Source organism: Schumannella sp. 10F1B-5-1, from assembly GCF_006517535.1.
Lineage (GTDB): Bacteria > Actinomycetota > Actinomycetes > Actinomycetales > Microbacteriaceae > Schumannella.
This window is the reverse complement of record NZ_VHQH01000038.1, coordinates 91,216-105,072: the sequence shown is the minus strand read 5'-3', so window position 1 is coordinate 105,072 and position 13,857 is coordinate 91,216. Positions and strand designations below refer to the sequence as shown.

The following is a 13,857-nucleotide window of genomic DNA, read 5'->3' as shown; positions in this document are numbered from 1 at the left end:
GATTCGCTTATTGGCCATGCGACCAATGGACTGTTGGTCAGTCATTCAATAGCCTGAGGACCATGCCGTCAAGACCCGCCTCGACGACGACGTCGAATCGCACCCGCAAGCGCCCCGAGGAGCGCCGCGCGGAGATCGTCGACGCGGCCGCCGCGATCGCCCTCGACGAGGGCATGGAGCGCATCACCCTGCGCGCCGTCGCCGAGCGCCTCGGCGTGCGTCCGGGCCTGATCACGCACTACTTCCCGGCCGCCGAGGACCTCGTGGTCGAGGCCTTCACCCGCGCCTCGGCGACCGAGCGCGAGCTGTTCTTCCCGACCGGCGACCGCACCCCCGTCGGACGGCTCGCGCACTTCGTCGACCACATGGAGCGCGGACTCTCCGCGCCGCTCGCCCGCCTCTGGCTCAACGCGCAGCACCTGTCGCGCTTCGTGCCGGCGCTGGATACGGCGCTGCAGCAGCAGGACGCCCTCGACCGCGAGCGGCTGCGGTCGATCATCGTCGACGGTGTCGCGAGCGGCGACTTCGGGCGCCCTGCCGGGGCCGGCATCGCGGCGAACCGCCGCGGCACCGAGCAGACCCAGCTCGACGTCGAGACCGCGGCCCGGCGCATCCTGCTCGCCGTCGACGGCACCGGCTCGTACATCAACAGCTCGGCCGAGGTCGACCCCGTGCAGCGCGGCTTCGTCGCCGACGTGGCCGAGTGGACGCTCGGCCTCGCCCCCGGCACCCTGCGCGCGACGGCCGCCGCATCCGCAGATTCTGCGGCACCGTCCGCCTGAGCGCCGCATGATCTTGGAATCGCGCGCCGACATCGCACGGCGATAACAGGATCGCGCGGCGATCCCGCACGAACCGGAGGGCGTACGGGAGCGATCTCCCGAGAGCGCCGCACGATCTCGGTCGCGCGTCACGATATCGGGCGGCGAAGCCAGGATCGCGCGGCGATCCTGCCACCACGCCAGCTGCCAGACCACGCCGCGGACAGCGCGGGAACTCGATCGGATGAGCGACGTCCGTCGGGCATCCGGGGGCTCTGCGCGTCGCTCGGTTGCGCTGTGTTTCGTCGCGTGACGCGACGCGACGCATCGTGACGACGGCGCTCGAGAACCGGGCGCGACGGCCCTACTGTCGCCGCATGATCCGCCTCGACCAGCTCAGCAAGGTGTACGGCTCCGGTGACGCCGCCGCCACCGTGCTCGACCGCCTCGACCTCGCCGTCGACACCGGTCGCGTCTTCGCCGTGGTCGGACCCTCGGGCGCCGGCAAGTCGACCCTCGCGCAGTGCGTCACCCTGCTCGAGAAGCCGACCTCGGGCCGCGTCGTCGTGAACGGCGACGACCTCACCGCCCTCGGCGCCGACGATCTGCGCGTCGCCCGCCGTCGCATCGGCACGATCTTCCAGCAGGACGGCCTGTTCTCGCGTCGCACCGCCGCCGACAACGTCGCCCTGCCGCTGCAGTACCTCGGCGTGACCAAGGCCGAGACGCGCGCCCGCGTCGCCGAGCTGCTCGACCGCGTCGGCCTCGCCGACAAGGCGAAGCACTACCCGCACCAGCTCTCGGGCGGCCAGCGCCAGCGCGTCGGCATCGCCCGCGCGCTCGCCCTGCGCCCCAGCGTGCTGCTCAGCGACGAGGCCACCTCGGGCCTCGACCCCGACTCGACCGCGTCGATCGTGCGTCTGCTGCGCGAGCTGCGCGACGACCTCGGCCTGTCGATCCTGTTCATCACGCACGAGATGGACACCGTGCTGCAGGTCGCCGACTCGGTCGCCCGTCTCGACCACGGCCGCATCGTCGAGCAGGGCGAGCTGACCGCGCTGCTGCGCGACCCCGACTCCGCCCTCGGCGCGCAGCTGCGGCCCGCGCGCGCCGCGCTGCCCGCGGCCGACGGCGACCGCGTCTGGACCGTCTCCTACGCCGGCGACGTTCCCGGCGACTGGATCGGCCGCCTCGGCGCCCGCCTCGCCGCGCCGATCGCGCTGCTCGGCGCCGCGGTCGAGCAGATCGACGGCGTGCCGGTCGGCCGCGCGAGCCTCGGCATCCCGGCCTCGCTCGTCGCCGACGACGTCGCGGCCGCGCTCAGCGAGCTCGGTCTGGCCGTGCGGCGAGCTGCGGTCGCGTCGAGCGCGTCGAAGAACGACGTGGATGCGCAACCGGCCGCCGAGCCCGCCGAGCCCGCCGCCGACGACCTGACCGAGCTGATCGGAGTCCGCGCATGAGCGCCCTCACCCTCGCCGCGAGCGCCGCCGGAACCGCTCACGCCGCCGGAGCGGTGCGCGCCGACAACCGCGTGCCGCTGCCCGACATCCCGGCCCTCGTCATCCCGGCACTCGGCGACACGCTGATCATGGTCGGCGTGACGATGGCGATCGTCGTCCTCGTCGGCATCCCGCTGGGCGCGATCGTGCACAACCTCGGCCCCGACGGGCTGTTCCCGCACCGCGCCGGTCACACCGTGCTCAGCTGGATCATCAGCATCGGCCGCTCGCTGCCGTTCCTCGTGCTGATGGCGTCGATCATCCCGTTCACGCGACTCATCACGGGCACCAACATCGGCATCCCGGCCGCGGTCGTGCCGATGTCGATCGCCGGCATCGCGTTCTTCACGCGCATCGTCGAGAACTCGCTGCGCAGCGTGCCGCGCGAGTACGCGAAGGTGTCGATCGCGTCGGGCGGGTCGACCGTGCAGGTGATCATCACCGCGCAGCTCGCCGAGGCCGTGCCGTCGATCATCGGCGGACTCACGATCAACACGATCGCGATGATCGAGTACTCGGCCATCGCCGGCACGATCGGCGCCGGCGGTATCGGCTACGTCGCCGTCACCTACGGCTACCAGCGCTTCGACCACGCCGTGATGATCGCGACGATCATCATCCTGGTCGCGACCGTCGCCCTCACCCAGCTGCTCGGCGACCGCGTCGCCCGGGCGCTGACGCCGGCCTCGCGCGACAGGCGCCGCGCCGGACGCGGCGATCGCGGGGGCCGCACCGGCAACGGCCGCGTCGCCGAGGAGCGAATGCCCGTCGCGGCCTAGCCGCGCACCCCGACCGACAGCGGCCTGGTCCGCGCACCCCCGACCGGCCGCGGCTCGAGCCGCCGCCCGCACCTAACCCGTCGTCCCGACACCTCAGATCCCGGGATGCGCACCGCGCGCATCCCGTCACCGACCCCTGCACCGCACCTGGAGACCTCATGTCCGAGAACAGCACCCCCGCCGCCGACCACGGCTTCACCGTCACGAAGAAGCGCCGCTGGCCCTGGATCGCCGGCGCCGCCGTCGTCGTGCTCGGCGTCGCCGCCGCGATCGTCGTGCCCCGCTTCGCCGCCCCCGCCTCGGCCAACGACACCGAGGGCGCCACCCTCACCGTCGTCACCGCCGAGGGCAACGCGAGCGAAGAGGCCCTCGTGAAGTTCGTCGGCGAGAAGATCGCGCCGAAGTACGGCATCAAGGTCGAGTTCAAGGGCCTCAGCGACAGCACCACCCTCAACCGCGCCGTGAGCGAGGGAGAGGTCGCCGGCACCGTCTACCAGCACAAGCTCTGGCTGAGCCAGGTGCTCGAGGCCAACCCCGACTTCGAGGAGACGGCGGCGACGCCCGTGTTCCGCTGGGGCTTCGGGCTCTGGAGCGACAAGTACAGCTCGGTCGACGACATCCCCGACGGCGCGAACATCTCGCTCTACTCCGACCCGGCCAACGAGGCCCAGGGCCTCTGGGTGCTCGAGCGCGCCGGCCTGATCACGCTCAAGGACGGCGTGAACAAGTGGGAGGCGACGCAGGACGACATCGCCACCAACCCGAAGAACCTCAAGTTCACGCTGCTCGACTTCGCCGCGCAGTCCCGTTCGCTTCCTGACCTGGATGCGGCCGTCGGCTACACCGAGTACTACCTCGCCGCCGGCATCCCGATCGAGAAGCAGATCTTCGCGCCCGCCGCGCCCGACGAGTTCGCGGGCCAGCTGACGGTCGGCACGAAGTACCTCAAGAGCAAGAACATCCAGCAGCTCATCAAGGCCTTCAAGGACCCGGAGGTGCAGGAGTTCCTCGCGACGAACAAGGACGTGAAGAACATCCTGCTGCCGCTCGACGCGAAGTAGGCGCGCGGGGTGGGCGCTCGCCCACCTGGTTCGTGAGTTGCCCGCTTCCGCGGCATGTCCCTCCCGGGAAGCCGCAGAAGCGGGCAACTCGCGTATTCAGAGCTGGGCTGGGGTCCGCTGATCTGCCGAATTGCCCAGTTCTGCCGGGTTGAGGGGCGCCGACCCGAGCGAAGTGGGCAACTCGCGGCCCCGCGGGATGCGCGGGCTCAGGCGCGCGGCGGACGCTCGCCCGAGCCGCGCTCGATGAGGCGCGTCGGCAGGCGCACGAGCTCGGGTTCGCGGCGCGGGTCGGCGAGGCGCTCGACCACGAGCCGCGCGGCCTGCGCTCCCATCGCGCGGGCGTCGTGCGCGATGACCGTGACGCCGAGCACCTCGGCCAGGTCGAAGTCGTCGAAGCCGACCAGCGCCGTCGTCGTGTCGCCGCGGCGGGCCAGCTCGCGCAGAACGCCGAGCGTCGCCCGGTTGTTGCTGGCCAGGATCGCGGTCGGCGGATGCGCGGAATCCAGCAGCTCGCGCGTCACCCGCGCCGCGACCTCCGGATCGTGGGCGCCCTCGCGCACGAGGTCGGCCCAGGCTGCGGTGCGGGCCCCGCCGGCGGGGGCGTCCGCAGCCGAGGTGGCGGGCGCCGCGTCGGACGCGAGCCGCGCATCCATCGCCTGCATCGCCGCGCGGAACCCGTCGAGGCGCTCGCGGTAGGTGGGCAGGCGCTCGAAGTCGCCGAGGAACGCGATGCGGCGGTGCCCGCCGGAGACGAGGTGCTCGGCGGCGACGCGGGCTCCGGCGACGTTGTCGAGCACGATCGAGTCGGCCGCGATGTCGGTCGGCGCGCGGTCGACGAACACGACCGGAACGCCGCGCCGCTGCAGCGCCTCGTAAGGCGCGTGCGACGTCATCGCCGACGCCGCGATCACGGCGCGCACCGAGCGGCGGGCGAGCTCGTCGACGAGCACGCCCTCCTGCGCTGACGACTCGTCGGAGCTGCCGAGCGTCACGCTGAGCCCGTGGCTGCGCAGCTCGCTCGCGGCGCCCTGCGCGAGCGCCGCGTAGAAGGGGTTGGCGAGGTCGCCCGTCACGACGCCGACGAAGCTCGACGCGATGCCGCGCGCGAGCAGGCTCGCCGAGGAGTTCAGCTGGAAGCCGAGGTCGGCGGCCGCCGCGAGCACCTTCGCGCGCGTCTCCTCCCGTACGTGCTGCTCGCCGTTCACGGCGCGCGACGCGGTCTTGAGGCTGACGCCGGCGCGCGCCGCGACGTCGGCGAGCGTCGTCGCTCCGGAGGCGGGGATCCCCACGGCGTCCTCCTCGGTTCGGTCGGTCGGCGGGTGGCGGTCGGTCGGCAGGTGGCGGGTGGTCGGCGGCGGATCGGCGGGCGGCCCGGATCGGGCACCGCCGGCCGCGCGGCCGGAGATCGGCGCCCAGTCTGACATCCGATGACAACGCTGTCACGCCGGGCGGGGCGGACTCGCCCCGGGGCCGAGCGTCGACGCCACCCGTGCGCGGCGCTCGCGCGCTCCGCCCGACCGGGATGCGCGGCGGGTAGCCTGCGGAGTGCGACGCCGCCACGACCGGCGCCGCCGCCGCGACGGACCGCCGGATCCGCCGCTCGCCATCCGCGCCGCCGCACCCCGCGGCGCTCCGGCCCGAGGCACGCCCATGACCGCGAGCACCGCATCCACCGCCCCCGTCGCGCCGCCCGTGAGCACCCCGGCGGCCCCGCCCGCTCCTCCGGTCCACGCCCCGCGCCCGCCGCGCTCCCCCGACGGCGCCTACGTCTCGGCGCTCGAGCTGTTCTCGATCGGCATCGGCCCGTCGAGCTCGCACACCGTCGGCCCCATGCGCGCGGCCCGGGATGCGATCGAGCAGCTGCGCGCCGACGGCCGCCTCGCCGGGGTCGCCCACGTCACGGTCGAGCTCTTCGGATCGCTCGGCGCCACCGGCATCGGCCACGGCACGCCCGACGCCGTCGTCGCGGGACTCGCCGGCGCCGAGCCCGAGACCGTCGACCCCGCCGTCGTGCGCGATGCCTGGGGCTCGTGGACCGACGGCGCGACGCTGCTGCTCGGCGGCGCGCATCCGGTGCCGTTCTCGCGCGGCGACATCGTGTTCCGTCCGTTCACGCGGCTGCCCGCGCATCCCAACGCCCTGACCGTCGTCGCGGTCGACGCCGCCGGCGACGAGCTGCTGCGGCGCACCTACTACTCGGTCGGCGGCGGGTTCATCCGGCGCGACGACGCGGCGGATGCCGACCACGCGGCCGCGGTTCCGGCACCGGAGAGCGCGCCGTCGGCGAGCGCAGCGATCCCTGCGACCGACACGGCGGATGCCGCCGACACCGGCGATGCCCCGACCGCGCTCCCGCCGGCCCGCTTCGCGACGGCCGACGATCTGCTCGCCCTGTGCGCCGCCACGGGCGAGTCGATCGCCGAGGTCGCGCGTCGTGCCGAGCTCGAGCGCCGCACCGCGGGCGAGCTGGATGCGGGCCTCGACGCGATCTGGACCGCCATGTCCGACTGCATCGACGCCGGCCTGCAGAGCGGCGGCGAGCTGCCCGGCGGGCTGCGGGTGCGGCGACGCGCGGCGGCGATCCGCGCCCAGCTCGAGGCGGAGCCCGCGACGGCGCTGCCCGGCGACTGGCTCGGCATCTACGCGCTCGCGGTCAACGAGCAGAACGCCGCCGGCGGACGCGTCGTGACGGCGCCGACCAACGGCGCGGCCGGCATCCTGCCCGCGGTCGCGCGCTACTGGGTCGACTTCCTGTGCGCGGCGCGGGCCGCCGACGGCATGACGAGCGACGACGACCTCGCCGACCAGGCTGATCAAGCCGACCAGCCCGACCCCGCCGCCGACGCGCGCTCCGGCATCCACGACTTCCTGCTGACTGCGACGGCGCTCGGCTCGCTGTTCCGCGCGAACGCGTCGATCTCGGGAGCCGAGGGCGGCTGCCAGGCCGAGGTCGGCTCGGCGAGCGCGATGGCGGCCGGCGGGCTCACGGCCGTGCTCGGCGGCACGCCCGCGCAGGTCGAGAACGCGGCCGAGATCGCGATGGAGCACCACCTCGGCCTCACCTGCGACCCGGTCGGCGGGCTCGTGCAGATCCCGTGCATCGAGCGCAACGCGATCGCCGCATCCACGGCCGTGACGGCGGCGCGCCTGGCCCTGCGCGGCGACGGCGTTCACCACGTCTCGCTCGACACGGTCGTCGAGACGATGCGCCAGACCGGCGCCGACATGTCGACCAAGTACAAGGAGACGAGCGAGGGCGGCCTGGCCGTCAACGTCGTCGAGTGCTGACGAGGCTCCCAAACGACATCGGCTCCCCGTCGCCGAGCCCCACCGAGTTGCCCACTTCTGCTGGGTTGCAGGCCGCCAACCCAGCAGAAGTGGGCAACTCGCGAGATCAGCACGACAGCTGAGCGCCCGGTGAACCGCGGGTGACGGATGCCGGAACGGCACGGCGCGCCGCAGTGGGTTGACAGCGTTGCCAGGTTGCGTCCAGACTCCCCGTGACAGCGCTGTCATCTCCGGACGGCGTCGTTCCACCCCCGAAACCTGGAGCTCAGGACAATGCCGTCGATCCTCCGTGCGCTCACGCCTCGACACGAGCGCCCCGCATCCCCGCCCGACCGCCGCCCCGCGCGCGACATCGGCACCGCGACCCGCAGCGCTGGCATCGCCGCCGCCAGCACAGCGCGCCGCCTGCGCGCCGCCGCGCCCGTGCGCCCCGCCGCCGCGCTCGCGCTGCTCGTCGCCGCCGCCACCGCGGCCGCCGGCCTGAGCCTCGCGCAGCCCACCGCGGCGAACGCCGCCGCATCGGACGAGCCGCTGTTCCTCAGCTCGTTCGAGGAGTCCGACGCGCCGGCGAAGACGAGCCAGCCCGAGGGCGATCAGACGAACGTCACCGGCTCGAGCTTCGGCGCCGGCAGCCAGCTCGGCAAGGTCGGCAAGGTCACCACCTCGGGCGAGAACCCTCCCGGTGAGGTCGCCGCGAACCTGGCCGACGGCGCCAGCAGCACCAAGTGGCTGACCCGCGCGAGGACCGGATGGGTCGCCTACGAGCTCAGCGGCGCCACCACGATCGACAGCTACACGCTCACGAGCGCGAACGACACCCCCGGGCGCGACCCGAAGAACTTCACGCTGCAGGGCTCGAACGACGGCCAGACCTGGACCGATCTCGACACCCGCGCGAACCAGACCTTCCGCGACCGCTTCGCGAAGAACAGCTACACGCTGAGCGCGCCGCAGACCTACAGCCGCTACCGCCTGAACGTCACCGCCAACAGCGGCGACAGCCTGACGCAGCTGGCCGACTGGGACATCCTCGACTCGACCCAGCCGACGCCGCCCGTGACGCCGATGGTCACCGCGGTCGGCAACGGCCCGGTCTCGGGCTACAACATCAAGCCCAACGCCGGCTTCAGCGGCCTCAAGGCGCTGCGCTACGCGGGCGCCCCGATCGCCGACGGCGCCACGACCGGGCAGAACCTGCTCTACAACGTCGATCTCACGGTCGGCGCCGACACCGAGCTGAGCTACAAGATCCTGCCGATCCTGGATGACGCGCTCACCTACTCGGCCACCTACGCGGCCATCGACCTCGTCTTCGCCGACGGCTCGCGCCTGTCGCAGAAGGGCCTCGTCGACGGCAACGGCTTCGGCGCCTCGGCGCGCGAGCAGGGCACCGCGAAGGCGCTCTACGCCAGCCAGTGGAACTCGGTCAAGGTCGACTTGAGCGGCCTCGAGGGCCAGAAGATCGACAAGATCCTGTTCAGCTACGACGACCCGAACGGCCGGGCCGGCCACGGCTTCTCGGGCTGGGTCGACGACATCGCCCTCGCGCCCAAGGTGCAGGTGGATGACTCGAGCCTCGTCAACTGGGTCGACACCCGCCGCGGCACCCAGTCGAGCGGCGGCTTCTCGCGCGGCAACAACATCCCCGCCGCCGCGGTTCCGAACGGCTTCAACTTCTTCACGCCGATGACGAACGCGAACACCGACTCGTGGCTCTACAGCTACCTCAGCGACAACAACGCGGCGAACCTGCCGCGCCTGCAGGGCATCGGCATCTCGCACGAGCCCAGCCCGTGGATGGGCGACCGCAACCAGCTCGCGGTGCTGCCCTCCGCATCCGCCGTGCCCACCTCGACGCTGACCGACCGTCAGCTCGAGTTCAGCCACGGGCAGGAGATCGCCCGCCCCGACCTCTACAGCGTGAAGTTCACGAACGGCATGATCGCCGAGGTCACCCCGACCGACCACGGCGGCATCTACCGCTTCCAGTTCACGGGGAGCACGGGCAGCGTGCTGCTCGACAAGGTCGCCTCGAACTCGCTCTCGGGCCTCGCGGTCAGCGCCAGCGGCGCCGTCACCGGCTGGGTCGACGGCGGCAGCGGACTCAGCGCGGGACGCAGCCGGATGTTCGTCTCGGGTCAGTTCGACAAGACCCCGACCGGCGCGGGCAGCGCGACGGGCAACCGCAGCGACTCGGCCCGCTACGCCGCCTTCGACACGAGCGGCGCCGACAAGGTCGTGACCCTGCGCCTCGCCACCTCGTTCATCTCGCAGGCGCAGGCCACGAAGAACCTCGACCTCGAGGTCACCGGCCGCAGCTTCGACACCGTGCAGAACGACGCCGAGCAGCAGTGGAACGACCGCCTCGGCGTGATCGAGGTCGAGGGGGCGACGGACGCGCAGAAGCAGTCGCTCTACTCGAACCTCTACCGCCTGAACCTCTACCCGAACTCGCAGTTCGAGAACACGGGCACGGCCGCCGCGCCGAAGTACCAGTACGCGAGCCCCGTCGCGCCGAAGGTCGGCGAGCCGACCGCGACGACGACGAACGCACAGGTCAAGGACGGCAAGGTCTACGTCAACAACGGCTTCTGGGACACCTACCGCACCGTGTGGCCGGCCTACTCGCTGCTCTACCCCGAGATGGAGCAGGAGCTCGTCGACGGATTCGTGCAGCAGTACCGTGACGCGGGCTGGGTCGCCCGCTGGTCGTCGCCCGGCTACGCCGACCTGATGACCGGCACGAGCTCTGACGTGGCCTTCGCCGACGCGTACCTCAACGGCGCGCTCGACACGAAGACCGCCCTCGAGGCCTACGACGCGGCGCTGAAGAACGCGACCGTGCTGCCGACCTCGAGCGCCGTGGGCCGCAAGGGCCTCGACACCTCCACCTTCCTCGGCTACACGCCGGCGAGCACGGGCGAGAGCGTCTCGTGGGGTCTCGAGGGCGGCACGAACGACTACGGGATCGGGCGGATGGCGGCGAAGCTCGCCGACGACCCGGCCACGCCCGAGTCGCGCCGCGCGCAGCTGAAGGAGGAGGCCGACTACTTCCTGGCCCGCTCGTGGAGCTACGTGAACCTGTTCGACCAGGATGCGGACTTCTTCCAGGCCCGCAATGCCGACGGCAGCTGGCACATCCCGAGCGACGAGTTCGACCCGGGCTCGTGGGGCGACGCCTTCACCGAGAGCGACGGCTGGAACTTCGCGTTCCACGCTCCGTTCGACATCGACGGGATGGCCGCGCTCTACGGCGGCACCGACGGGCTGATCGCCAAGCTCGACCAGTTCTTCGCCACCCCGGAGAAGGCTGACAAGCCCGGCGGTTACGGCGGCGTGATCCACGAGATGCTCGAGGCGCGCGACGTGCGCATGGGCCAGCTGGGCTTCAGCAACCAGGTCTCGCACCACATCCCGTACCTGTACGCGGCGGCCGGTGAGCCGTCGAAGACGCAGGCGGTCGTGCGCGAGATCACCCAGCGCCTGTTCGTGGGCAGCGACATCGGCCAGGGTTACGCCGGCGACGAGGACAACGGCGAGACCAGCGCGTGGTTCATCTTCTCGGCGCTCGGCTTCTACCCCGAGGCCGTCGGCTCGGGCGAGTACGTGATCGGCTCGCCGCTGTTCGACAAGGCCACCGTGCACCTCGCCAACGGCAAGGACCTCGTGGTGAACGCTCCCGGCAACAGCACGAAGAACGTCTTCGTGCAGTCGGCGAGCTTCGACGGCCAGGCGATCGACTCGGCGGTCATCCCGACCACCACGCTCAACCAGGGCGGCACGCTGAACCTGCAGATGGGCGCATCCCCGTCGGAGTGGGGCACCCGCACCGCCGACCAGGGCGCGCGCGTGCCGCACGTCGACGCCACCAAGCCGGCCTACGGCACCACGACGGTCTCGGAGTCGGGAACCACCGCCGAGACGGATGCGACGGCCCTGGTCGACGACAACTCGCGCTCGTCGGCGACCTTCACGAGCGCCACGCCCTCGATCGAGTGGACCTCGGCCAGCGGCCCCGTGCAGCTGACCTCGTACACGCTGACGAACGGCGCGACCGGGTCGACCCCGACCGCCTGGACCCTCGAGGGCTCCAGCGACGGGCAGACCTGGTTGAAGCTGGATGAGCGCACGGGCGAGAAGTTCGCCTGGGCCACGCAGACGCGGCCCTTCGTGCTCTCGGGCGACGGCTCCGGCAGCGGATCGAAGGTCGACGAGACCGTCGCCTTCGACCACTACCGCCTGCACATCACCGCGACGAGCGACGGCAAGCCGGCCACGCTCGCCGAGGTCGAGCTGCTGGCCGACCCGGCGGCGAAGGCGAGCGAGTTCCGACTCGACGCCGCCCCGTCGATCACCGGCACCGCCGGCGTGGAGCTGACGAGCACGCTCGCCACGCTCTCGGGCGGCACCTCGTCCGACGCGGCCGACTACACCGCGACCGTCGACTACCTCGACGGCAGCGGCCCGCAGGCGGCGAAGCTGACGAAGTCGCCGCTCGGCGCCTGGCAGATCTCGGCCCCGCACACCTTCGCGGATGCCGGCACCTACTCGGCGAAGATCACGGTGACCGAGGGGATGCAGCAGGCCAGCGCCACCGCATCCATCGCGATCAGCCGCGACCAGTCGCTCACCGGCGCCTTCGACAGCGTGTGCATCGGCGGCGACGGCGTGACGGCCGACTGCGACGACCTCGACGCGGGCTTCCTGCGCGCGAAGCTCGCCGCGAACGGCTTCGTGCAGGGCTCGACCGTGGCCGTTCCGGGAACCGACCTCGACTTCGACCTGCCGCAGGTCGAGCCGGGTCAGCCCGACAACGCCACCGGCCGCGGCCAGACCATCGCGGTCGACCTCGGCGCGGGTGCGACGAAGCTGTCGTTCATCGGAACGGCGACCGAGAAGCACCTCTCGCGCGACGGCGGCACGGTGAACTTCACCGACGGCACCTCGGCCCCGATCACGATCGCCTTCGGCGACTGGACGGGCGCCGCGACCACCCCGCAGTTCGGCAACACGATCGTGGCGAAGTCCGAGGGCCGCAGCCGCGGCGCCACGGGCACCGACACGGCCGTCGCGGCGATCTACGCCACCGCCGCCTACGAGATCCCGGCCGGCAAGACGGTCGCCTCGGTGACGCTGCCGAAGGAGCCCGGCTCGCCGCGCCCCGACGGCCGCATCCACGTGTTCGCGATCGCCTCGGACGGCGACCGCGCCCCCGAGACCGCGGCGCTGAGCGTGAGCGGCGAGGTCGTGGGCCAGCAGGTCACCGGCGTCGAGTTCACGGCCGACCTCGCCACCGCGACCGGCGGCCACGCCGGCGCCGACAGCACCGCCACGGTGAACTGGGGCGACGGCACCGCCACGACCGAGGGCGCCGTCACGGCGGCCGCGGGCGAGGCGGGCGGAGCCCGGGTCGCGGGAACGCACCGCTACGCGACGGCCGGCCGCTACACGGTCACGGTCACGGTGGATGACGGCATCCGCAGCGCCGCCGGCGTCACGACGGTCGTCGTCGCCGACCCGGTGACGTACACGCCGAGTATCCAGGTGCCGCGCGAGGGGGCCCACCCCGGCGACACCGTCACGATCACCGGCAGCGGCTTCGCCGCCGGCGAGAAGGTGAAGGTGACGCTGTCGAGCGACCCGGCCGTGGTCGTCGACGCGATCGCGAACGGCTCGGGCGCCATCTCGGCCCCCGTCACCGTGCCGGCCGCCGCGGATGCGGGCAGCTACCCGGTGCGCGCGATCGGCGCCGTCTCGGCGGTGCCGGCCGACGGCATCCTCGCGGTCACCGCGAAGCCGACCACGCCGCCGGAGGGCAGCTGCACGGTGAGCATCTCGGTCGAGATCGCCCGCCCGGGCGACACCTTCCAGGTGACGATCAGCGGATTCCTCGCCGGGGAGCGCGTGCGGATCATCCTGCACTCCGACCCGATCGTGCTCGCCGAGGCGCAGGCCAACGGCGACGGCGTGCTCACCACCTCGGTGAGCCTGCCGAGCGACGTGCCGCTGGGCGACCACACGATCGAGGTCGTGGGGCTCACCTCGGGCCTCAGCGCCTCGACGCCGCTGCGCATCGCCGCCGCGCTGCCGCAGGTCGACGGGCAGGCGCCGATCCTGCCGGGTGCCTACGGCGGACTGGCCGCGACGGGCGTCGACGGCGCCCAGCCGGTCGGAGCCCTCGCGTTCGGCGCCATCGGGGCCGGCGTGCTGGCCGTGCTGGCCGGCGCCTGGATCGTGCGTCGTCGCCGCGGCGACGCGGGCGACCCGACGATCACCGACAGCGAGAGCTGAGCAGGCTGGGAGGGCCGTCATCACGGGCCCTCCCCCGCCCGTGCTCGCCTTTCGGGTGGGCCGAGCTCGGGCCACGGCGGCGTCCGCACCGATCCGGTGCGGGCGCCGCCGTCATGTTCGGGATGCGGCGGGACGGCTCAGCGCAGGTCGGCTTCGGGTCGGGGCCGGCTCGGCGCGG

At 72.8% G+C, this 13,857-nt stretch carries 7 protein-coding genes; 6 read left to right on the top strand and 1 reads right to left on the bottom strand.

The annotated features are described in order from the left end of the window. The first annotated feature begins 62 nt into the window (after positions 1–62). The 4 genes from FJ658_RS09375 (at position 63) to FJ658_RS09360 (ending at position 4,100) form a co-directional block, all read left to right on the top strand. Positions 63–782 carry a TetR/AcrR family transcriptional regulator gene (locus FJ658_RS09375; protein ID WP_141145124.1) on the top strand — a complete coding sequence of 240 codons (720 nt, stop codon included), beginning with the start codon at positions 63–65 and terminating at the stop codon, positions 780–782. A 356-nt stretch (positions 783–1,138) separates the two neighbouring features. Continuing rightward, the gene (locus FJ658_RS09370; protein ID WP_141145123.1) at positions 1,139–2,221 is read left to right on the top strand and encodes a methionine ABC transporter ATP-binding protein; all 1,083 of its coding nucleotides are present in this window, start codon (positions 1,139–1,141) and stop codon (positions 2,219–2,221) included. Continuing rightward, positions 2,218–3,039: a methionine ABC transporter permease gene (locus tag FJ658_RS09365; RefSeq protein ID WP_141145122.1), complete on the top strand. Its 822-nt coding sequence runs from the start codon at positions 2,218–2,220 to the stop codon at positions 3,037–3,039. The genes FJ658_RS09370 and FJ658_RS09365 overlap by 4 nt, the downstream gene beginning before the upstream one ends. Positions 3,040–3,197: 158 nt before the next feature. Beyond that, positions 3,198–4,100 carry a MetQ/NlpA family ABC transporter substrate-binding protein gene (locus FJ658_RS09360; RefSeq protein WP_141145121.1) on the top strand — a complete coding sequence of 301 codons (903 nt, stop codon included), beginning with the start codon at positions 3,198–3,200 and terminating at the stop codon, positions 4,098–4,100. A gap of 206 nt (positions 4,101–4,306) precedes the next feature. Here the strand turns inward: FJ658_RS09360 and FJ658_RS09355 are convergent, their stop codons facing one another. Next, a complete protein-coding gene (locus tag FJ658_RS09355; protein WP_219995750.1) occupies positions 4,307–5,389 on the bottom strand; it encodes a LacI family DNA-binding transcriptional regulator in 1,083 nt (360 codons plus the stop codon). Positions 5,390–5,750: 361 nt separating this feature from the next. On the opposite strand from FJ658_RS09355, the gene FJ658_RS09350 reads away from it, so the two are divergent. Then, positions 5,751–7,388, top strand: a complete 1,638-nt coding sequence (locus FJ658_RS09350) for an L-serine ammonia-lyase, iron-sulfur-dependent, subunit alpha (protein ID WP_141145119.1) — start codon at positions 5,751–5,753, stop codon at positions 7,386–7,388. A gap of 273 nt (positions 7,389–7,661) precedes the next feature. Beyond that, positions 7,662–13,679 (top strand): GH92 family glycosyl hydrolase, encoded by a 6,018-nt coding sequence (locus FJ658_RS09345; RefSeq protein ID WP_141145118.1) that lies wholly within the window; start codon positions 7,662–7,664, stop codon positions 13,677–13,679. Positions 13,680–13,857 lie beyond the last annotated feature (178 nt).